Here is a 20,340-nt window from a genome sequence, read left to right on the forward strand (position 1 = left end):
AACTAAATTTTGCTCTGCGGGCCAGCGAAGCTGGCCCTCGGCAAAATTTAGTATAAAAGCACTCCTCGCTCCCGCCGGTCGCTCGTCGGCCCGAGCGCTGCGCGCTCGGTGAACGGCGTCGTTCGGGTTCTCCGAACCGCTCACTCGCCGACGCTCGACGTGGATGCTCGTTCGGCGGGCTCTCGCCCGCTCGAGTTGCCCACTGCAGTCGGCCCATTTTGTCGTTTTCTCTTTCGTCGTCGCTCCCGAATCCCGTACTCTCGCGGTTCGTTTCGGTCGATACCGTCCCGACGAGTGTTCGATTTCGACTCAGATCGACGATCCGACCGCTCGAGGCTCGAGACCCGTCTGCACGCAACCTTCATGTTATCCCCTCTACAAGTAAGGCTCGTGACGAACGAGGCCGACAGAAAGCGCGACGTCGCGACGACCTTCGGGAACGCAACAGACGGCTATCGGGACGGTGCCGTCTTCGAGAAGGGTGTGGACCTCGAGCAACTCGTCGACTGGTGTACCGACGCGACGTGTGCGCTCGACATCGCGACGGGTGCGGGACACGTCGCGGGCTCGCTCGCCGATCGCGGAGTCTCGAGCGTCGTCGCAGCAGATCTCTCCCCGGAGATGGTGCGGACGGCGACGACCGAGTATCCCCGCGTCGAGGGCGTGGCGGTCGACGCCGAGCGGCTGCCGTTCGCGACGAATCGGTTCGACGCGGTCACCTGTCGGTTCGCGGCGCACCACTTTCCGGATCCCGCGGCGTTTCTCTCCGAGGTCGAGCGCGTCCTCGCGCCGGGCGGCGTCTTCGCGCTCGAGGACCTCTGTGTCCCGGCCGATCCAGAGCTGGCCGCGTACGTCAATCGGATCGAACGGTTGCGGGATCCGGGCCACGTCGAGACCTACTCCCGCTCGCGGTGGCTCGAACTGTTCGACGAAACCGGTCTGACGCTCGAGGCAAACCACGAGACGAGCCGCCGACTCGAGGTCGACGCTTGGCTCGATCGGATGGACGTGCCGGCCGACCGCCGGCGGGAGATCCGCGTGTTGCTCTCGGACGCGCCGGCGGCGCTCGAGGAAGCGTTCGGCTTTCAGTACGCCGGCGACGGCGACCGACTCGAGTCGTATCGGACCGGCATCGTGCTGCTTCGAGCGCGACGGTGAGCCGCCGACGGCGGGGACCGATCGGCCTCGTCCGCGCTGTCGAACCGAAGTTCGTTTTCGAACCGATGGCAATCCGGATCGGCTGGCACCGTCAGGCTCATATGCTGGTGGATGGGATACTCCTGACACGAATGGACCGACGGCAGTCAGGACTCGTTTCGATCGGCATCGGGGGACTCCTCGTGGTCCTTTCGGACGGCCCGCTCGCCGTGACTGGGAGCGGGACGGGCGCAGCACTGGTACTGCTACTCGGGGCCATACTACTGCTCCTGGGTAGCGGCAGTCTCCTCGTGTCGGTCGCTGCCGACTGACCACCGTCACACCGGGACCGTCCCGCCGGGCTCGGTCGGATCGTCCGTTGGTACTGCCTCGGGCTCGGCGGCGGTCCGAGCGGCGATCGCGTCCGCGGGAGCGGGCCCGTTTCACGTCCTGCCGGCCGATACTGACGAACTAAGTAGCGGCCCGTGATATTCGGTCGTATGAACACGCTTCTCCTGAACAGCGACGACGTCGACGAGCACGCTGCTCTCGGCGACGTCATCGACGCCGTTGAGCAGGCGTTCGCGGCCTTCGAGCGCGGGACCACCCAGATGCCCGCCAAGTCCTATATCGATTTGCCCCGGTACAACGGCGACTTCCGATCGATGCCCGCCTACCTCGACACCGGCGAGTGGGACGCGGCCGGACTGAAATGGGTCAACGTTCACCCGGATAACCCCACCGACCACGACCTGCCGACCGTACTGGGGACGATGATCTACTCCGATCCCGAGACCGCGTTCCCGCTGGCGATCATGGACGGCACGACGCTCACCATGAAACGGACCGGCGCAGCGGCGGCGGTCGCGACCGACTATCTCTCTGTTGGGGACGCCTCGAGTCTCGGCCTCATCGGGGCCGGCGTCCAGTCGTACACCCAGCTCGAGGCGATCAGCGAGGTCCGACCGATCGAGGAGGTCGTCGTCTCGGATCCCGACGACGAGCGAGTCCAGCGGTTCGTCGAGACCTACGCGGACCGGTTCGACGTCCGCGGGGGATCGATTTCGGAGGCGGGGCACTGCGACGTACTCTCGACCGTGACGCCGGTCGAGGAGCCGATCGTGGGGCTTGAAGATGTCGGCGACCGGACTCACATCAACGCCATCGGGGCCGACGCCGAGGGGAAACACGAGCTGGCTGATGCGTTGCTCGAGGCGGCGACGATCGTCATCGACGACCACGAGCAGTGCACCCACTCGGGCGAGATTAACGTCCCGTACGGCGAGGGGATCCTGACCGACGCGGACATTCACGGCGAGATCGGCGAACTCGTGGTCGGGTCGAAAGCGGGGCGGACCGACGAGACCGGGTTCACGGTGTTCGACTCGACCGGGCTCGCGATTCAGGACGTGGCGGCCGCGCGGGTAGTCTACGAGCGGGCGTCGGCGGACGGGGCGGGCTACGGGTTCGACATGATCGGCGCAAACAGATCATAACTATCAAGATCGGCACTGCTTCGATTCGATGTGCCGTTCTGTGGGGACTAGCTGAAAACAGATTCACGTGGCGAATGCCCCGCTCACACTGGCAACACGGAGAGGCCACACCCTCCCCAGCCGATTTCTCCTCACGGGCGCGTAGCGCCCGTCTGCTCACGGCGGCTCCGCCGCCGTTCGCATGGTATGCGAGACCTCCGGTCTCGCACTATTCGCATGGTTCGCGGAACCTCCGGTTCCGCGCTAACGCTCGATCGCTCCGCTCTCTCGCTCATCCCTCGCACGGCATCGACGCCCGCCCTCACTGTTGTTCGGACGGTCGAGAGCGCGCGCCACCGCAATGAGGGCGGATGAACAGGTACGAGCCTATTTCTCTCGCAATCGCCGCGGAATCGAACCGGTCATCGATAGCTCGTCGGCGTAGTAGACGACCGGGTCGCCGGTCGGGGCCGGCAGTCCGTTTGCCTCGAGCATCGTGTTCTCGTGGATCGTCACCGCGGCGGGCTGGAGCGGCCAGGGGTCGTGTGCGATCTCGCCGGCCAGCACGCCGCTGGCGGTGGGCGCGTAGAACCGCCGACGGGCGGTGAGCCAGTGCTCGAGCGTGTCCGGTTCGGCGGTCCGGATCTCGCCGTCGGGACGGTAGGTCGCGGCGAATCGAGCGGGTGTGTCACCGTCCGTCCGCCGGCGCTCGCTCGCGAAGGCGACGTGGTTCTCCTCGGTGGCCCCGACCCGGATGTTCGCGTCGTGGACGGGCAATCTCGTCCTTCGGCCGATCGTTGCCGCGACCACCGAACTGTCGAGATCGATACTGAAGAAGAAGAGGCCGGGATCGCCACGATAGCGGACGTAGGTCCGAACGTTGAGTTCGGGAAACGCCAGCCGGGTGATCGACGGCGTCCCGCGGATGCCTACGTTCGTCAGCACGAACGGGAGCACGCTCAGCCAGGCGCGGCCGTCCCGCGTCTCGAGAGTCAGTTGACCGGGGACGTGCGGTCGAAGCGCGTCCGGATCGACCGGCCAGTGGACGAACAGTCCGTCGCGCCAGGTCATCGAGGCGACGTGCGGTGCGTTCGGCGACGATTCGCCCGCGAACCTCCATCGAAACGGATCCGTGCGTTGTCCAGTCATCCTCGGAACCAACAGGTACTGTCAGTACCCGATGACGGGACGACGTAAATACTAGATAGCCTGCTGTCAAATCCGATGGTGGTTCAGCCGGTACCCCGCGGAGAGGGCCGCCATCCGGCACCGGACCGTGGCGCTGGCGTCAGTCGGCCGGGTCAACCGCTGTGTCGTCAGATCTCTCGAGCGTGACGCCGTCCGAGCCGTCGTCACCTGCCTCCGGCGATTTGAGACTCTCGATCACCTGATCGGTGGCGTCGGTCGCCCGCAACACCAGCACGCCGAACCCGATCCGGGTGAGGATGTCGAGGTAGGACACGACGAAGATACCGCCGAAGGCATCGAGCAGTCCCAGCCCCTGTCGCGAGACGAACCCCATGACCAGATAGAACACCCAGAGCAACAGGAGCAAGTTCCGGAGTTTCCCGTAAAGCAGGACGCGCTCGCCGCTTTGCTCGCCCGAGCGTTTCGTGATCGGCCACAGCATCAGGGAGACGATCCCGATCAGGCTGACGATCGTGACACCGTTCATCACTGCTGCCAGCGTCGGATCGACGAGATATCTGGCGGCGCTCGTGCCGACCCAGACGAAGCTCAGGACGACGAGCGCGGCGAGTTGTCGTCGCGTCGCTCCGGCGATCAGCCCGGCGACGATGACCATGATCGGCGTCGCGATCGTGTAGTCGACGTACCGGCTCATCGGAATCGGATCGCCTCCCGCCGTCGTAATTCTGAACAGCTCGGCCGACATTCCGAAGTTGGCGAGCGCGAGCGTCCCGCAGATGATCGGGACGGGCAGGTAGTACCGTCGCTTCCCGGCCGGCATTCGTGCGATCCAGACGAGGAAGCCGACGGTTGCGGCAACCATCGCGTAGAAGGCGATCCGATAGAGTTGGAGTTCGGGGATCATCGGCTGTCACCTCCCTGTCCCGCCGGGGTCGCGGTCGGATCGGCCCCTGCGGAAACGGTGAACTCGTCGACGGCGTCGGCGAGGTTCGCCGCCCGTTCGTCGAGCCGCGTCGCCTCGGCGGAGACGTCGGCGATCGTCGCAGTCGTCTCTTCGGCGGCCGCGGCGACCTGCTGGGCCTGCGATGTCGTCTCGTCGGCGACGCTCGCGACGTCTTGGACGATCGTCGCCAACTCTTCGGCGGAGCCAGCCTGTTCGTCGGTCGCCTGATCGATCTCCTGGACGCCGATCGTCACCTGTTCGATCTCCGTGGCGATCCGGTCGAGTCTGTCCGAGAGCGAGTCGACCTGTTCGGTCGCCGACCCGATCGTCGATTCGGCCTCTTCGATCTGCGTGGCACTCTTCGTCGCGCGCTGCTGTATCGATTCGATCATAGTTTCGACATCGTCGACCGCCGTCTGGGTCTCAGCTGCGAGTTCCTTGACCTCGTCCGCGACGGCCTGGAAGCCGCCGCTATCGCTCGAGGCGCTCTCGGATCGCGCGGACTCGATCGCCGCGTTCAACGCGAGCATGTTGGTCTGGCCGGCGATCTCGTCGATCAGCTCGACGATCTCCTGGATCTGTTCGGCCTCCTCGTCCAGCGACCGGATCGTCTCGGCGACGGCTTCCGTCTGGTCGCTGGCCGCGTGCATCTCCGCCGTCGTCTCGGTGGCCGCCCGCTGGCCGTCGGTGGCCAGTTCATCGACCTGACTGGACTGCTCGGCGATGGTACTCGTCGCGGCGGCGACCTCCTCGACGGTCGCGGACATTTCCTTGACCTCGGTCGACGCCATCGACAGGTCCTCGGCCTGCGACGCGGAGCCGTCGGAGATTTCCTGGACCGACGTGCTCACCTCTTCGCTCGCCCGCCGGATCTCGTCGGAGCTGGTCTGGACCTCCGTACTCGTCCGCGCGACCTCCGCGGAAATCGTCTTGACCTGGGCGACCGTCTCCTCCAGATCGGCGATCATCTCGTTGAACGCCTCGGCGATCGAGACCATCGCCTCGTGGTCCGTCTCTGGCTCGAGACGCCGCTGGAGGTCACCGTCGGCACACGTCGCCATGACCTCGCTGTAGCGCTCGGCCTCGGCCTCGAGCTCGCGGTTTCGCTCTTCGGTCGTGCGCTGTGCTTCGCGGGCGCGTTCGCGCTGGTCCTCGAGGTCCGATAGCGTTTCCCGAAGCGAGTCTCGCATCGACGCGAAGGAGCCGTAGAGCGATCCGACCTCGTCGATCCGGTCGGTCTCGAAACCGACCTCGAGGTCGCCGTCACCCATCCGTTCGGCTTTGCCGGCGAGCTGCCGGAGGTTCAGCGAGATGTTCCCGCCGAGGACGATCCCGACGAGGCCGAGGTGGAGGACAACGACCAGCAGCAAGGCGAGTAACGACGACGTCGCTGTCTGCTGTGGGCCGTAGACGGCCGCAGCGGTATCGTAGCTCGTGACCGTCAGCGATTCGCCGCCGACGTCGATCGTCGCCGACGTGGCCGCGAACTCCGTGTCGGAGTCCTCGGGGGTCCCGGTCGAGACGCCGTCTCCGTCCGGCGAAGCGGCGTCGAGGACGGCGTCGTCGCCGACCGTCGCCGCCTCGCCGACCGACGCGATCGGCTCGCCGTTCGTGTCGGTGACGATCGTCCGCCGATCGTCTGCGGTCTCGAGGGTCGCCCCGAACGCGCTCACGGGGGCGGAAACGGCGACGTAGCGGTCCGATTCGCCGTCGACCGCGGCGACGAACGAGAGCACCGACTCGTCGCTCGCGACCGCGTCGTGGGCGGTACTGGGTCCGTCGGTTGCACCCTCGACGCCGGCCGTTTCGAAGACGTTCTCACCGACCGCGCCGTCCGCGCTACTCGCGAGCACCTCGCCGTCGCCGCCGAGATAGTGGACTTCGCTGATTCGGTCCCCGCGCGTCGACTGGGCCGTCGCGAGCCGTTCGCTGATCTCAGCGTTGGTCCCCTCCTGGACGGTGGCATCCGCTGCCAGCCCGTTCGCCGTTTCGACGTTCGTCTCGAGCCAGGCCGCTGCGACGTCGCTTCGGTCCGCCGTTCGATCGCTGAAGTGGTCTTCCGCCGCTGGGCCGACCGTCCCGGAGACGTGGCCGAAAAAGAGCGCGGAAACCAGAACCGTCATCAGGACGACGAGCAAGAATATGAGACCGATCTTTACACTGTACGTTTCTCTGAGCCGATCAGGGAGATAGTCCTCGAATGCCATAGTGTCTCGTTGATTCGTCGGGCGGCGCGACGCTACCCGATGTCTTCCTTAACAATGTTTACCCATCCCAATTGAATGTATCGGTTGAACTGATTGTCGAGAATGATAGTCATACACTATCCTGTGAGAATCACTTCTATAGACGTTATTTCCGGCATTTGGTTTAGCCGAACGACTACTCAAATAAATATTAATTATACCCAATTGGGTGATGCAGGGCGGAAAGCCGACCGGAATATCGGCGAACGGCCCGAAACGCTCCGCGGACGGCGCGGTCGATTTACGCGGCGGCGATCACCGGGACGGGTTCAGTCGTCTATTTCGATGGCCGGTCGACCGGGCTCGGCGTTCGTGATCACGTCGTCGGCGGCCTCGTCGGCGCGAACGACGCGAACCGGGGCGTCGAACTCGCGTTCGATTAGCCACGCGGCGGACTCGAGCGCCGCGTGTTCGTCGTCCGGCCCGAGCGTCATCGAGAGCGCCTCGCGTTCGGCCTGGAGGTCCTGCCCGTAGTCGGCCGCGGCGTCGCCCTGCTCGCGGATGTGGGGCTCGCCCATGAGTTCGCCGATCAGGTTGTCGGCGTCGCTCTCGATCGCGATCTCGAGGGCATCGTACTTCCAGTTGGGGGCGACAACGACGTCGATCGCCTGCGGGTCCTCGATCCCGGCGACCTCGACGATGTCGCGGATGTCCTCGCGGATGTTCGCGACCAGTTGGCGGCGCTTAGACACGTAGTCGCGGTCGACGTCGGCGGTCGGCCACTCGGCGTTTGCAGCGAAGCCCTCGCCGCCCAGCTCGTCGTGTAACTCCTCCGCGATGTGCGGTGCGACCGGCGAGAGCAGTCGGACGACGGCCGACAGCCCGCGCTCGTAGATCTCGGCGTTGGGTTCGGTGTGATTGGCGTATTGCCGTAGCGTCCGCATCAGATCCTGCGTTTCGCGCAGCGCCTTGTTGAACGTCAGGTCGTCATACTCGTCGCTGGCGATGGCGATCGTCGCGTCGGTCTCCGCGTCGACGTAGCTCGCAACGGCGTCGTCGTCGCCGTCCGGTTCGTTCGTCACGTACTGTTCGACCATCCCCTTCAGCCGATCGAGGAAGGCGTAGGTCGACCGGACGCCCTCCTCGCTCCAGTCGAAATCGCGCTCGGGCTGGGCGGCCTGCATCATGAACAGCCGCGCGGTGTCGGCTCCGTACTCCTCGACGATCCGCTGGGGCGAGACGACGTTCCCCTTCGATTTGGACATCTTCTCGCCCTCGAGCTGGACCATCCCCTGGGCCAGCAGGTTCGTGAAGGGCTCGCGGTGCGCTAATCCCTCGTGATCGGCCAGTACCTTCGTGAAGAACCGGGAATACAGCAGGTGCATCACGGCGTGCTCGATGCCGCCGACGTACTGATCGACGGGCATCCAGTCGTTGGCCCGCTCCAGGTCGAAGGGCGCGTCCTCGAGACCGGGCGAGACGTACCGCAGGAAGTACCACGAGGAGTCGACGAAGGTGTCCATCGTGTCGGTCTCGCGGACGGCTTCGCCGCCGCAGTCGGGACACGTGGTCTGCTTCCACTCCTCGGCGGCGTCCAGCGGGTTTCCGGTGGTGTTGATGAACTCCGGCAACTCGACGGGCAGGTCCTCTTCGGGGACCGTGACGGGGCCACACTTCTCGCAGTGGATCACCGGAATCGGGGTGCCCCAGTAGCGCTGGCGCGAGATCCCCCAGTCGCGCAGCTGGTACTGCGTGGCTTCCTCGGCGCTCTCGATTTCCTCGGTGAGTCGCTCGCGGGCCGTCTCGCTCTCGAGGCCCGAGTACTCGCCGGAGTCGATCAGGACGCCGTCGTCGGTATACGCTTCCTCGCTCACGTCGGGTGCGTCGGGAACCGTCTCCCCGTCCCAATCGTCCGGTTCGGGTGCAATGACGGGCCTGATCTCGATGTCCTTCTTCTCGGCGAAGGCGTGGTCGCGCTCGTCGTGGGCCGGCACGGCCATCAGCGCGCCGGTCCCGACGTCAGAGAGGACGAAATCGGCGACGTAGACCGGGATCTCCTCGCCGGTGACGGGATTCGTCGCGGTGAGTCCCGTCTCGACGCCGTTGGGTTCGTCGCCCTCGGGATCGGCCTCCTCCTCGATGAAGTGACGGACGTCATCGTTCTCTTCGGCCAGCTCTTCGCTGATCGGGTGGTCGGGCGCGAGCGCGAAGAAGGTCGCTCCGTAGATGGTGTCGACGCGGGTGGTGAAGGCCTCGACGGAACCGTACTCCCGCGGCTCGGTACCCTCGCCGCGTCCGTTCGAGGCGCGTAGCGCCTCGCTCCCCTCGATTTCGAAGTCCAGTTCCGTCCCGTACTGCCGACCGATCCAGTTGCGCTGCATCTGGCGGACCGAGTGGGGCCATCCCTCGAGACCGTCGATCGCTTCCAGTAACTCGTCGGCGTACTCGGTGATCTTCAGGAACCACTGCTCGAGTTCGCGCTGTTCGACGGGCGTGTCACAGCGCCAGCAGAGCTCCGCCTCGCCCTCGACCTGCTCGTCGGCGAGGACGGTCTCGCAGTGGGGACACCAGTTGACCTCGGCGTCGCGGCGCTCGACGAGCCCCTCCTCGAGGAACCGCTCGAAGAGCCACTGGTTCCACTGGTAGTATTCGGGCGTACAGGTGGCGATCTCCCGTTCCCAGTCGTAGCCAAAGCCCATCGACTCCATCTGTTCGGTCATGGTCTCGATGCAGTCGAACGTCCAGTCGCGGGGATTCGTGTCGCGCTCTTTGGCCGCGTTCTCCGCGGGGAGACCGAACGCGTCCCAGCCCATCGGATGGAGGACATCGTCGCCGCGCATCCGGCGATACCGAGCATACGCGTCCGTAATCGTGTAGTTGCGAACGTGTCCCATGTGGAGTTTGCCCGACGGATACGGGTACATTCCGAGGACGTACGTCGGATCCTCGACGTCGTCGGGCGTCCGATAGACGTCCGCCTCGTCCCACGCCTCCTGCCAGCGCCGTTCGACCGTCGCGTGGTCGTATCCCGCGTCGCTCATTTGCTTATATACGTCTAGGAGTGGACGCCGTCCTATAGCTTTCCATACCGTACCCCGTCGAGCCGTCGAACGGTCCCGGCGAATGTCCCTCGAGCCGTACCGAACGCTCGGTCCCGACCGGTTCCGGGAGGCAAGCGGTTTTATTCTCGTCCCGCCACACCCTGAGGTATGGTAGCAGATTCCACCGTTTTCGTCACGGGTGCGAGTCAGGGACTCGGTCGCGAAATCGCCACCGCGTTCGCCGACGAGGGTGCGGACGTCGCGCTCGCGGCCAGGAGCGACGGCATCTACGAAACTGCAGCCCAGATCGACGTCCCGGACCGAACGCTGGCGATCGAGACCGACGTGACCGATCCCGAATCGGTCGCCGATGCGATCGACGAGACCGTCGACACCTTCGGCGGGCTGGATTGTCTCGTGAACAACGCGGGGATCGCCGGCCCCACCGCGCCGCTCGAGGAGACGACCGACGGCGAGTGGCTCGAGACCCTCGACGTCAACGTCGTCGGCGTGGCTCGCGTCACGCGGGAAGCGGCCCCGCACCTGCGCGAGTCCGAGCAGGGAAGCGTCATCAACATCTCCTCGATCGGCGGCAAGCGGCCCTACGCCAACCGAGGACCGTACGCTGCCTCGAAGATGGGTCTGATCGGGGTGACTCGCGCGCTGGCGGCCGAGTTCGGTGACGACGGCGTCACCGTCAACGCGATCTGTCCCGGCCCGGTCGAGGGCGAGCGAATCCGCGGCGTCTTCGAGCGACAGGCCGAGGCGGCGGGCGTCCCCGCGGAGGCGGTCGAAGAGGAGGTCCTCGAGAGCCTCATGATCGACGAACTGGTCCCGCCCGAGGAAGTCGCGGACATGGCCGTCCACCTCGCGAGCGAGGCGTCGCGCCACGTCACGGGGCAGGACATCAACGTCTCATCGGGCGGGGCCTGGTACTAGTCAGAGGACAGCGAGAACCGCGACGAGCAGGCCGATACCGACGAATACCCCGCCGCCCGCCCGACGGAGCCGGACCGACGTGCGAACCTGCTCGCGCTGGTCTTCGAGGCTCCCGGTCGCGATCACGAGCGGCGTCTCGTCGGTTCCCCGTAGGACGTAGCCATCGGCCGTCTCGGTCAGCTCGCCCCGAACTACTAGCTCGTCGCCGTCTCGGACCACGGTAGCCTGATACTTGTCGGGCATGGTGGTCTTTCCGCCGACGCTCACGTTGAACTCGAGGTCACTAATGACGCCGTCCTCGCTCGCCAACCCCGTCCGCTCGAGGAAGCGATTGACCGGATCCAGGTCACCGAGATAGGACTCCGTCTCCGGGTCGCCCAGAAACAGTTCCGGCGAGTCGAAGGGGTCGTCGTCCGCGTCGGTCGCCAGCGTCGTCGCGTCCACGTGGACGCGATCCCAGCTGTGATCGACGGCGAACTCGCCGACCGCCAGTTCGGACTCGGCGGTCCGCCACCGGCTGCCGTTCGGTGCCTTCTCCTTTTGGCGGACGCGCCACGCCCAGAGGGCGGCCGAGTCGCCCCCGTTCGGCTGGGGACCGGTCCGCGTCGGCGACGCCGGCTCGAGGACGTGAACCGGACCGCTTACGGTCGCTTCGCCGCCCGGCTCCACCCGCTCGTCGCCCGCAGCCGCGAGTTCGCTGATCGTTTCGCTTCGATCATCGAGTTCGCCGGCTCGAGATAGCACGATACCGCCGAACAGGAGAAAGATCCCCGCGAAGACGAGTGCGACCACTTGGACCATGACGGAGTTGTTATTATCGAGACATAATAACTGCCCGGAAACGACCGATCACGGTGACGGGCCGACAGGTGACCGCGCGGACGCCGTCGCGCGTTCGCGTCGCTGCGTCGATCGGCGACCCCGGTCTCCGACCGAAAGCCGGTCGGCTCCGGGGGCTCCAGCGTCGGCTACTCGATGTCGATCTGTTTCGAGTCCCCGCTTCCCGAGACCTTCGGCAGCCGGACCGTCAGCACGCCGTTCTCGAAGCCGGCGGCGACGGACTCCTCCTCGACCGGCTCGGGCAGGCGAATCCGGCGACTCGCCGACGTTTCCGTCCGCTCGCGCCGGATGTATCGGCCTTCGGGGTGCTCCTCCTCGTCGGTCCGGTTGGCCTCGAGGCGCAGCGTCCCGTCCGAGAGCGTCAGTTCGATGTCGTCGGTCTCGTAGCCGGGGAGGTCGGCCGTCACGACGTACTGCTCGTCGGTGTCGGCGACGTCGACCGGCACCGAGCCGGGGACCTGCAGCCCGCCTGCGGTCATGCCCTCTTCGACCTGTCGGCTCACGCGGTCGAGCAGCTCCTCGATATCGTCGAACGGATTGCGTCGCATACTCGAGCGTAGGGGCCCGAAGGGGATAAATTCTGCCCGCAGCGCGACGACAGAAGGCGGGGCGCTCGGAGGGGGCTCTCGTTTCGGAGGTCGAACGCGTTACTCGGGGAGGGTGACGAGCCCATCGTCGAGCGCGTCGAGCAAGACGTCGCGCGCGTGACCGTCGGGATCGACGCCCTCGTAGACCGCCTGCACTTCGCCGTCGGCCAGCAGAAACGTCGTCCGGGTGGTCACGCCGCTGTCGCGCCGTTCGACATCGAACGCGTCGGCGATCTCGGCGTCGGGATCCGCCAGCAGGTCGAACTCGAGGCCCTCCGACTCGGAAAAGGACCGGTGGGAGTCGACGTCGTCGACCGAGACGCCGTAGACGTCGACGCCGGCGTCGCGATAGGTCTCGCGCTCGTGCTGGAACTGGTTCGCCTCGACCGTACACCCCGGCGTGTCGTCTTTCGGGTAGAAGTAGACGACCGTCGGTTCCTCGAACGCCGGCGAGACCTCCTCGCCGTCCTGATTGCGTGCGGTCACGGTCGGCGCGTCGTCGCCTGCAGCGAGTGGCATACTCGTGGTAGCGTGGGACGCGAAATAACAGTTTGTGGTCCGGTCGGACGATTCTCGCTCGAGTGACCGATATTTTCCTTCGGCGGTACGAGCGACCGATATTTTCCTTCGGCGGTACGAGCGACCGTCTCCGTTTCGAGTGAACAGGTAACGACATCGGCCGGAACGGGCTTGTAATCCGGTGCCGATCTCGGTCATTTCTGCCCACATCACTCGTATTATACACCCTTCCGAGTACGATCACGTATGGAAGATATCGTGCTTCACACTGGTGCAGAGCACCCCGACCTCCTGTGGATCCTCGGTCCGACACTCCTCTCGTTCGTCGCGGGACTCGGAATCGGCTCCTACGCTGACCGCATTCGAGCGTGGTTCCGTCCGGAGAGCGATCCGATGATCGAGTAATCGAGTTCTCTCCTTTTCCGTCGCCCGAGTCGCGAGGCCCTACTTGACGACGTGTTCCGTATCGTACGAGCCCAGCCGCCGGACCCAGCCGTTCTCGGCCAGTTCTTCGAGATCCTCGATCGCCTCCTGCGTCCGCGCCTCGTAGAGCCCGGCCTCGAAGTCGACGTGGAAGACGTAGTCGCCTAAGCGCTCCCCGCTCGGCCGGGACTCGACGCGGGTCAGGTTGATATCTCGATCCGCGAACGGCTCGAGCAACTCGAGCAGCAAGCCGGGATAGTTCGCGTTCGGGTAGACCACCAGCGAGGTCTTGCCGCCGCCCGTCGAGCGCTCCGCAGCGGGTGCGATCGCCAAAAAGCGCGTCGCGTTCGAGTCCTGGTCCTGAATGTCCTCGGCCAGCACCTCGAGTTCGTCGCCGCCGAGGGCCGGGTGGCCGATACCGGCGACCGAGGGATCGTCGCGGGCGAAGTCGACGCCCTGAGCGGTGCTCGCGACGGCCTCGAGCGTGGCGTCGGGGTACTCGCGCTCGAGGTAGGTGCGACACTGCGCCAGCGCCTGCGAGTGGCTGGCGACGGTGTCGAACTCGGGGCCCTGCGCGAGCAGGGCGTGGCGGATCGGCGTGACGATCTCGCGGACGACGGCGATGTCGTAGTCCGCGATGGCGTCGAGGCTCTCCGTCACGGAGCCCTCGATGCTGTTCTCGATGGGAATGACGCCGCGGTCGTATTCGCCCGCAGCGACGGCGTCGACGATCGCCGTGACCGACTGACGGAAGTCGATCTCGTCGCCGTCGGCGATCGCGTTCGTCGCCCGGTGTGAGTAGGTCCCTTCGGGTCCCAGCGTCACTGCAGTCATACCCGCCGATAGCAGGCTACGGGCCAAAAGACCGTCGGGTTCTCGGGGCCGGTCAACGACGGTTTCTCAGCACTCAGTCGTCGATCGGTGCCCCGGAGGTACCGCTACCGCCGCTCGAGGCCAGAAAGCCGTCTTCGGTCGCCCGTTCGGCGAGGCGCGGCTGGAAGACCCACGCGCACAGCAACAGGATGGGGATCATCGTGGCCGCGACGACGGAGTAGCCGGTGTGGAGGCTCGGCATCATCGGCGCGGCGTAGACGAGCGGGTAGACGATTCCGCCGACCGTGCCGACGCCCCCGACGACGCCGGCGACGGCACCGGAACTGTTTGGGAACATCGCCGGCACCTGTGCGAAGATCGCGCCTTCGGCGAACGCACAGCCCATGCCGACGATGAAGCCGGCCGCGACGGCCAGTAGCACCTGGCCGGTCAGGCCAGCCAGCGTCATCCCGACCATCGCGAGCACGATGAAACACAGCGAGACGAACGTCCACTGCTCGCGGTAGCGGCCCGTGAAGATCGGGAGAATGTTCTTCTCCTTGCGAGCGAGCAGGTCGCTAACGTAGCCGCCGATCGGCCGAAGCAGGCCGGCTGCGACGGAGAACGTCGCGGCGAACGTGCTGGCGAGCACGAGGTTGTTCGTGTTGAACCCTTCCCGGTAGTACGTCGCAAGCCAGCCGTTCATCGAGAGCTCGAGGCCGAAGCTCATCACGTACGCCAGCGCGAGCACGACCGTTCCGTAGCGGGTGGCGGTGTAGAGCCAATCTTTGAGGTTCGCAGTCGACTTGGTCGCCTCTCGTTTCGCGTCGCTCTTGGCGGCCTCGCCGATCGTGTAGTAGACGATCGCCAGCAGGATCGAGACGATCCCGGTGTAGAAGAAGGCCGCTCGCCAGCTCGTCTCGAAGATCGGACCGCTCCAGTTCTCGGTGAACACGCGCGGGAGGATGAGCGCACCGCCGGCGGCACCGGCGTTGCCGACGCCGGCGTAGATTCCCTCTGCAGTTCCCAGTTGCTCCTCGTCGAACCACTCGGAAACGTGCTGGATCCCGATGACGAAGGTGATTCCCGCAGTCGCAACGATCAGCCGCTCGACGAAGAAGACGGCGTAGGACTGGGCGAACGCCGACGCGATGGAAAAGATGCCAACGTACGTTAACACGATGGCGAACACCGTCGGCGCGCCCCAGCGATCGGAGAGCCAGCCGGTCAGAATGCGACCGAACGGCGCGAGCCAGATCGCCGCGCTCGCGAGGATCCCAATCTCCGCGAGCGAGAGGCCGAACTCCTCGGCCATCGGCCCCGTGAACGGCGCGAAGGAGAACCAGATCAGGAACGAGAAGTTGAACCCGATCGTTGCTAACACCAGCGTCCGCCACTTGGTCATCGTGATCACGACTGCTCACCCCGACTGAAGCTGCAAGCAGTGCACTTGAACTTCCTCGCTTCCATTGCGGAATGCGGAACAAACGTGTTATTGATATCCGATCTTTCACCGATTCTGCCCCATATTTTTCGGACTTCTTCGATGTTTTTCAACATAGCTCACTCGAGTTGTTCGGTAACTCCCGTATAAATCCACTTATTAGAATATACCCAACTGTACGGCAGTGATCTAACAAAGACGCCCTGTATTATGGCGTTTAATCTCCAGACAAATGGGTTATTCTGGGAGTATTGTGAAAATACACAACACACTATTCGGTAAGCATCGTCGTTCGTTCGGTTCTCTCTCCAAATCGGATTCGTCGGTTCACAAGCGGGCTGGACGACCCCCTTCGGGTTGTTCGGAAATCGCAGATTCTCGAACGACTTGCCCCCGAGGCGATCCATATGATACGCGGCAGCACACTCTCTCCGACCTACCGACGCCGCTCCTGGTCGCTGTCACACCGGAGAAAACTACCGATCGGACGGCTTACTCGTCGAGGTGCTCGATTCCCTTCTTCGAGACGTTCGCTTCCGTGATCTCGTCGGGCATCCAGTCGGGCTTGTCGTCGGGAGCCGTCTCCTCCCACGCCCAGCCGTCGTAGATGTGTACCTTGTCCGTCCCCTTCTCGCGGAGTTTGAGTTCGACGCGGTCCGCCGCCTCCTCGCTCGAGCCGGGCTCGAGCCGTCTGGCCGCCTTGAGTGCAGCCTGTCGAGGTGTGTTTCCCGAGAAGACACTCGACTCGTCGTCGGGTGATTCGCGCAGTGCAAAGTTTCGTTTACCGTCTTCGCGTACCATGATTATCGCCTCCATGTCAGTCAAGCACACGATCCGACATAAAGATATCCCCGAAAACCGACCGACTGCGCCAGTATCTTTAAGTGAGTAGCGTACACCATTTCACCGCAATATCGACACCCGAGTTCCGGTCGCCGTGCCGTCGTTGTTCGCTCGTTGCGTGCGTAACACGGTCACTCGCCGAGCCGTCGAAAACACTTAAGTATATCCTACGGCGAAGTTCGGAATAGAATCCCGCGATGGTACGGAAAAAGAAGCTGAGTCCAAGCGGTGCGAAAGACGACGACGGTAACTACCACAACGTCCACCTCAACCTCCACGAAGACGAACTCGAGGTCGCGGGCATGGATATCGGCGATGAGGTCTTCGTCCGGGTCCGGGACGGCAAGATAATCATCCAGAAAGCCAACGAGGACGACGTCGAACACGAGTTCTAAAAACCGACCTTTTGCTCTGCGGGCGCGGCAGAGCCGCGCCCTCGGCAAAATCCTCAAAAGAGCTCTCCTGTTGAGCGCTCTTTTGGACCTCGCGGGATCTTCGATCCCGCTTAGCGTCGATGAAAAGCACTCCTCCTTCCTCTCCGTTCGCTGACTCGCGGTTTCACCGCTCGTCTGTTCGCGGCGCGTAGCGCCGCGCAACCGCTCACTTCGAGTCAGTCGTCGGCCCGCTCGCTCGTTTCACTCGCTCGCGGTACAACACTTGGACTGCAACCCGCAGCAACGCCGCTGAAACGAAAAACTGCTTTCTCCCTCAGCGCAGCGCCTCGAGGTCGAACTCGAACGCCGAGACCGGTACCTCGAGGTCGTGCTCGACGAGCACCTTCGGGTGGACCTCGCCGATCACGCCGACCTCCTCGCCGTCGATGACGACCGCTGCGGTTCGACCCGAAATGAAGGTCGGGTGGTCGGTCGGCGGCGTCTCGAGGTCGGCGTCGAAGTTGCGAGCGAGGGTCTGCAGGCGGGCCTTGGCGTCCTCGTAGCCGGCCTCGTGGTGTGCGAGGACGGCTCCGACGCGGCGACCCTCCGCGACGCCGGTGTTCTCGCGATCGTCGACTTCGGCGGCGAAGCCGATCTCGGCGAGATTTTGTGGGTACGAGCGGTGGGTGTTCCGCTCGAGGACCATCAACAGCGACGGCATGACCCACGTCCGGAGCATGGTGAAGTCCTCGCTGTAGGGTTCTTTGATCGTGGCGGGCTCGCCGGCACCGTAGACGTCGTCACCGGGGACCACGTCGAGCCGGTCGAAGTTCTCCCCCTCGCTGATCATGTGGAAGTTCAGCAGGTCCTCGAAGCCCAGCCCGACCAGCTGGGTTCGGGCGGCGTTCTCGAGCCGGGAGCGCTCGTGACGCCCGCCGACGGTTCCCACATCGGGATAGCGGGGCTCGAGTTCGTTGAAGCCGTAGGCCCGCCCGAGGTCGTCGATGACATCAAGCGGGTGGAGCACGTCGACGCGGTAGGGTGGAATCGTCACCTCGTAGATCAGATCGCCGTCTTCGTTCTCCGCTTTTTCCGCTTTGAGACCCGATCGCTCGGCGAGGTCGATCACTTCGTCGGGGTCGAGCCCGATCCCGAGGATCGTCTCGATGCGATCGTGGGCGACCGTCTTCGTCTTCATCGAGAGGTCCGGGCGGACGAGTTCGTGATCGGGATACTCGACCGTCACCTCCTCGAGGGTGGCTCCGCGGGCCGACAGCGCGTAGCAGACGATGTTCAGCATCTTGTCGATCGTCCACTGGTCGGTGCCCGTCATCTCGACGAACAGGTCCCTCGAGTCCGTCGAGACCTCGGTCCGCCGGCCGTTGATCACCGGCGGGAACGAGAACAGCCCGATGCTGTCGTAGATCGCCGGATACCGATCGTACTCGCTCACGAGGTCGGCGTAGGTCTGGCCCGTCTGGTGCTGCTCGAGCACGTCGGCCGGCGTCATCTCCTGATCGGAATCGAGCGGCACGAACCGGTCCTCGTCGGGTTCGACGCCGACGTACTGGATGGTCGGGTTGCCTTCGGTGGCGGCAGTCCCCTTCAGCATCGTCAGGTCGTGAATCCCGATCGCACCCTTCGCGCGCTTGCGCCCCATCGTCGCGTGGAGTTTCTCCTGCAGTTGAATGAGGGACTCGAGGGCTTCCTCGTCCAGATCGACATCTCGAACGACTGCGCCCGTGACGTACGGACGCTCGTCGGGGACCGATTCCTCGACTTCGATCGTCCATTCCGACGAGTTCGGCGAGGGAACGTGCACCCCTCGCGCGTCGCCGTACTGATACCGCATCGAGCGGGCGACGCCCTCGACGGAGAGCCGATCGAGGCGGTCCGGCGCGAACTCGAGTTCGAACTCGCCGTCCTCCGTACGCCCTTCGAACTCGAGGCCGAGGCCGAACAGGTCATCGATCAGGTCGTCGTCGCTCTTTTCGTCGTGGCCGGTCAGTTCGCGCAGTTCGTCGGGGTCGATATCGACGGTGGGCATCAGTAGGTCACCTCGGTTTCGCGCAGCAGTTCGAGGTCACACAGGGTTCCGTGGATGTCCCGGATGTCCTCGAAGCCGTACATCAGCATGAGCAGTCGCTCTAAGGCCAGTCCCCAGGCCATCACGTCACACTCCACGCCGAGGGGCTCGAGCATCTCCTCGCGGAAGATACCGGAGTTGCCGATCTCGACGAGTTCGCCGGTCGTCGGGTGGGTCCCGAACAGTTCGAAGCTCGGCTCCGTATAGGGGTTGTAGTGGGGCTTGAACTGGATGTCCGTGATCCCGAACTGGGAGTAGAACTCCTCGAAGGTGCCCATCAGATCGCGAACCGAGAGGTCCTCGGCCATCACCCAGCCCTCGATCTGGAAGAACTCGAGCAGGTGCGTCGGGTCGAGCGTGTCGTTTCGGTACACCTTCTCGACGCTGAAGTACCGCTGTGGCGGCTCGAGATCCCCCACCTCCTCGCCCGAGAGGTAGCGGGTCGACAGCGAGGTGGTGTGCCCGCGGAGCGCGAGCGCCCGGGCGAACTCCTCGTCCCACGGCGAGTGATAGCCCTCGCCGTCCGGGCCGACGCCCTCCCGGTGAGCGCGCTCGACGCGCTCGACGAGGTCCGCGGGGAGGTCGTCGATATGGGTCGGCTGCTCGAGGGCGAACCGGTCCCAGTGCGTGCGCGCGGGATGATCCTGCGGCATGAACAGGCAGTCGTTGATCCAGAAGTCCGCGTCGACGTGGGGGCCGTCCATCTCCTGGAAGCCCATGCCGACGAGGGTGTCCTTGACTCGCTCGGCGGTCTGGCGCAGGATGTGGACCTTGCCGCCGTCGAAGCGCTCGGCGTCGGCCTCGACGTTGTACTCGGAGAACTCGACGTCCTCCCACTCGCCGCTCGTGAGCAGTTCGGGGGTCACCTGGCCGACCGTTTCGCTCGTCTCGATTCCCGCCATCAGCTCCGTGACGGCGCGCTCAGTCAGCGTGACTTCGCGGACCGTCGACTCGCGGCGCTCGAGCAATCCGCGCCGCTCGAGTCCCTCGAGCGTTTCGTCGTCCGCGTCGACGGCCTCGAGCGGCGCGTCGTCGGCGTCGGCGAGTGCCTCGAGCGCGTTCGCCTCCGCGTCCGCGGCCGGATCGGCGTCGGGGTCGGCGGTGATCTCGCCGCTGTCGATCGCGCCGTAGCCCTTGCGCGCGTAGTTCGAGAGCGCGATGTCGACCGCGCCGCCCTCGAGCCCCGACGCGCCGATGACTTGCCCCATCGAGACGGGGTCGGCGTCGGCTCCGGCCTCGAGGGCGGCCTCGTAGAGCCGGACCTCGGGAAGCCCGTCGGTGACGTACTCGCGCCCCTCGTCGGTCAGCGCGACCGTTTCGTCGACGCGCTCGCTGACGGCGACCAGTCCCTCGTCCTCGAGTTCGAAGACGGCCCCGGTGACGGTTTCGGGGGGAGCTCGGTCGCCGCGGCGAGGGCGTCGACGGACGTTGCCTCGTCCGCGTTCGCGGTCTGAAGGACCGCGACCTGTTGTGCTGGAAGTTGCATTCGCTTGTTCGTATGCCTGCGTGTCGGTCAGTTAGCGGTTCCGATATGCCCGGGC

The 20,340-nt window shown here is 65.1% G+C and carries 17 protein-coding genes and 1 pseudogene; 6 read left to right on the forward strand and 12 right to left on the reverse strand.

The features are described from left to right. The first annotated feature begins 390 nt into the window (after positions 1–390). The 3 genes from CP556_RS08360 (at position 391) to CP556_RS08370 (ending at position 2,633) form a co-directional block, all read left to right on the forward strand. Positions 391–1,158: a class I SAM-dependent methyltransferase gene (locus CP556_RS08360; protein ID WP_098725199.1), complete on the forward strand. Its 768-nt coding sequence runs from the start codon at positions 391–393 to the stop codon at positions 1,156–1,158. Next, on the forward strand, positions 1,155–1,469 hold the full coding sequence (locus tag CP556_RS08365) for a hypothetical protein (RefSeq protein ID WP_098725200.1): 315 nt from the start codon (positions 1,155–1,157) through the stop codon (positions 1,467–1,469). The genes CP556_RS08360 and CP556_RS08365 overlap by 4 nt, the downstream gene beginning before the upstream one ends. Positions 1,470–1,637: 168 nt before the next feature. Further along, positions 1,638–2,633, forward strand: coding sequence for an ornithine cyclodeaminase family protein (locus tag CP556_RS08370; RefSeq protein WP_098725201.1), 996 nt, complete (start codon positions 1,638–1,640; stop codon positions 2,631–2,633). Positions 2,634–2,999: 366 nt separating this feature from the next. Here the strand turns inward: CP556_RS08370 and CP556_RS08375 are convergent, their stop codons facing one another. The 4 genes from CP556_RS08375 to leuS all read right to left on the reverse strand — a co-directional run bounded on the left by CP556_RS08375 (position 3,000) and on the right by leuS (position 9,931). Then, positions 3,000–3,761 (reverse strand): YqjF family protein, encoded by a 762-nt coding sequence (locus CP556_RS08375; protein WP_098725202.1) that lies wholly within the window; start codon positions 3,759–3,761, stop codon positions 3,000–3,002. Positions 3,762–3,900: 139 nt separating this feature from the next. Continuing rightward, a complete protein-coding gene (locus CP556_RS08380) occupies positions 3,901–4,665 on the reverse strand; it encodes a bacteriorhodopsin (protein WP_098725203.1) in 765 nt (254 codons plus the stop codon). Then, positions 4,662–6,911: a methyl-accepting chemotaxis protein gene (locus tag CP556_RS08385; RefSeq protein WP_098725204.1), complete on the reverse strand. Its 2,250-nt coding sequence runs from the start codon at positions 6,909–6,911 to the stop codon at positions 4,662–4,664. The genes CP556_RS08380 and CP556_RS08385 overlap by 4 nt, the downstream gene beginning before the upstream one ends. Positions 6,912–7,219: 308 nt before the next feature. Continuing rightward, positions 7,220–9,931 carry a leucine--tRNA ligase gene (leuS, locus tag CP556_RS08390; RefSeq protein ID WP_098725205.1) on the reverse strand — a complete coding sequence of 904 codons (2,712 nt, stop codon included), beginning with the start codon at positions 9,929–9,931 and terminating at the stop codon, positions 7,220–7,222. A 168-nt stretch (positions 9,932–10,099) separates the two neighbouring features. Here leuS and CP556_RS08395 point away from each other — a divergent pair, with 168 nt between their 5' ends. Next, entirely contained in the window at positions 10,100–10,870 is a 771-nt protein-coding gene (locus CP556_RS08395) for an SDR family NAD(P)-dependent oxidoreductase (RefSeq protein ID WP_098725206.1), read from the forward strand. On the opposite strand, the gene CP556_RS08400 is transcribed toward CP556_RS08395, so the two are convergent. The 3 genes from CP556_RS08400 to CP556_RS08410 form a co-directional block, all read right to left on the reverse strand. Then, complete coding sequence (locus CP556_RS08400; protein WP_098725207.1) at positions 10,871–11,671, reverse strand: hypothetical protein; 801 nt, start codon at positions 11,669–11,671, stop codon at positions 10,871–10,873. Positions 11,672–11,838: 167 nt separating this feature from the next. Then, positions 11,839–12,258 (reverse strand): Hsp20/alpha crystallin family protein, encoded by a 420-nt coding sequence (locus tag CP556_RS08405; protein WP_098725208.1) that lies wholly within the window; start codon positions 12,256–12,258, stop codon positions 11,839–11,841. A gap of 99 nt (positions 12,259–12,357) precedes the next feature. Continuing rightward, a complete protein-coding gene (locus tag CP556_RS08410) occupies positions 12,358–12,816 on the reverse strand; it encodes a peroxiredoxin (protein WP_098725209.1) in 459 nt (152 codons plus the stop codon). Between the two features lie 246 nt (positions 12,817–13,062). Between CP556_RS08410 and CP556_RS25895 the strand changes: the two genes are divergently transcribed. After that, a complete protein-coding gene (locus tag CP556_RS25895) occupies positions 13,063–13,221 on the forward strand; it encodes a hypothetical protein (protein ID WP_176548150.1) in 159 nt (52 codons plus the stop codon). A gap of 39 nt (positions 13,222–13,260) precedes the next feature. Here the strand turns inward: CP556_RS25895 and pheA are convergent, their stop codons facing one another. From pheA to CP556_RS08425, 3 genes are all read right to left on the reverse strand, one after another. Beyond that, on the reverse strand, positions 13,261–14,073 hold the full coding sequence (pheA, locus tag CP556_RS08415) for a prephenate dehydratase (protein WP_098725210.1): 813 nt from the start codon (positions 14,071–14,073) through the stop codon (positions 13,261–13,263). Positions 14,074–14,146: 73 nt separating this feature from the next. Continuing rightward, complete coding sequence (locus tag CP556_RS08420; protein ID WP_098727331.1) at positions 14,147–15,457, reverse strand: MFS transporter; 1,311 nt, start codon at positions 15,455–15,457, stop codon at positions 14,147–14,149. Between the two features lie 531 nt (positions 15,458–15,988). Continuing rightward, positions 15,989–16,297, reverse strand: a complete 309-nt coding sequence (locus CP556_RS08425; protein WP_098727332.1) for a non-histone chromosomal MC1 family protein — start codon at positions 16,295–16,297, stop codon at positions 15,989–15,991. 239 nt (positions 16,298–16,536) lie between these two features. On the opposite strand from CP556_RS08425, the gene CP556_RS08430 reads away from it, so the two are divergent. Next, complete coding sequence (locus CP556_RS08430; protein ID WP_098725211.1) at positions 16,537–16,734, forward strand: SymE family type I addiction module toxin; 198 nt, start codon at positions 16,537–16,539, stop codon at positions 16,732–16,734. 313 nt (positions 16,735–17,047) lie between these two features. Here the strand turns inward: CP556_RS08430 and pheT are convergent, their stop codons facing one another. Further along, a complete protein-coding gene (pheT, locus tag CP556_RS08435) occupies positions 17,048–18,760 on the reverse strand; it encodes a phenylalanine--tRNA ligase subunit beta (protein WP_098725212.1) in 1,713 nt (570 codons plus the stop codon). Then, positions 18,760–20,285: pseudogene (pheS, locus tag CP556_RS08440) on the reverse strand (phenylalanine--tRNA ligase subunit alpha). The gene pheT and the pseudogene pheS overlap by 1 nt, the downstream one beginning before the upstream one ends. Between the last annotated feature and the right edge of the window lie 55 nt (positions 20,286–20,340).

The sequence above is a fragment of the Natrinema sp. CBA1119 genome (genome assembly GCF_002572525.1).
GTDB lineage: Archaea > Halobacteriota > Halobacteria > Halobacteriales > Natrialbaceae > Natrinema.

Excerpts from the sequence above, each read along its gene's own strand:
- CP556_RS08370 (WP_098725201.1), top strand. The coding sequence starts at position 1,638 with ATGAACACGCTTCTCCTGAACAGCGACGACGTCGACGAGCACGCTGCT.
- CP556_RS08375 (WP_098725202.1), bottom strand. The coding sequence starts at position 3,761 with ATGACTGGACAACGCACGGATCCGTTTCGATGGAGGTTCGCGGGCGAA.
- CP556_RS08380 (WP_098725203.1), bottom strand. The coding sequence starts at position 4,665 with ATGATCCCCGAACTCCAACTCTATCGGATCGCCTTCTACGCGATGGTT.
- CP556_RS08385 (WP_098725204.1), bottom strand. The coding sequence starts at position 6,911 with ATGGCATTCGAGGACTATCTCCCTGATCGGCTCAGAGAAACGTACAGT.
- leuS (WP_098725205.1), bottom strand. The coding sequence starts at position 9,931 with ATGAGCGACGCGGGATACGACCACGCGACGGTCGAACGGCGCTGGCAG.
- CP556_RS08395 (WP_098725206.1), top strand. The coding sequence starts at position 10,100 with ATGGTAGCAGATTCCACCGTTTTCGTCACGGGTGCGAGTCAGGGACTC.
- CP556_RS08400 (WP_098725207.1), bottom strand. The coding sequence starts at position 11,671 with ATGGTCCAAGTGGTCGCACTCGTCTTCGCGGGGATCTTTCTCCTGTTC.
- CP556_RS08405 (WP_098725208.1), bottom strand. The coding sequence starts at position 12,258 with ATGCGACGCAATCCGTTCGACGATATCGAGGAGCTGCTCGACCGCGTG.
- CP556_RS08410 (WP_098725209.1), bottom strand. The coding sequence starts at position 12,816 with ATGCCACTCGCTGCAGGCGACGACGCGCCGACCGTGACCGCACGCAAT.
- CP556_RS25895 (WP_176548150.1), top strand. The coding sequence starts at position 13,063 with ATGGAAGATATCGTGCTTCACACTGGTGCAGAGCACCCCGACCTCCTG.
- pheA (WP_098725210.1), bottom strand. The coding sequence starts at position 14,073 with ATGACTGCAGTGACGCTGGGACCCGAAGGGACCTACTCACACCGGGCG.
- CP556_RS08420 (WP_098727331.1), bottom strand. The coding sequence starts at position 15,457 with ATGACCAAGTGGCGGACGCTGGTGTTAGCAACGATCGGGTTCAACTTC.
- CP556_RS08425 (WP_098727332.1), bottom strand. The coding sequence starts at position 16,297 with ATGGTACGCGAAGACGGTAAACGAAACTTTGCACTGCGCGAATCACCC.
- CP556_RS08430 (WP_098725211.1), top strand. The coding sequence starts at position 16,537 with ATGGTACGGAAAAAGAAGCTGAGTCCAAGCGGTGCGAAAGACGACGAC.
- pheT (WP_098725212.1), bottom strand. The coding sequence starts at position 18,760 with ATGCCCACCGTCGATATCGACCCCGACGAACTGCGCGAACTGACCGGC.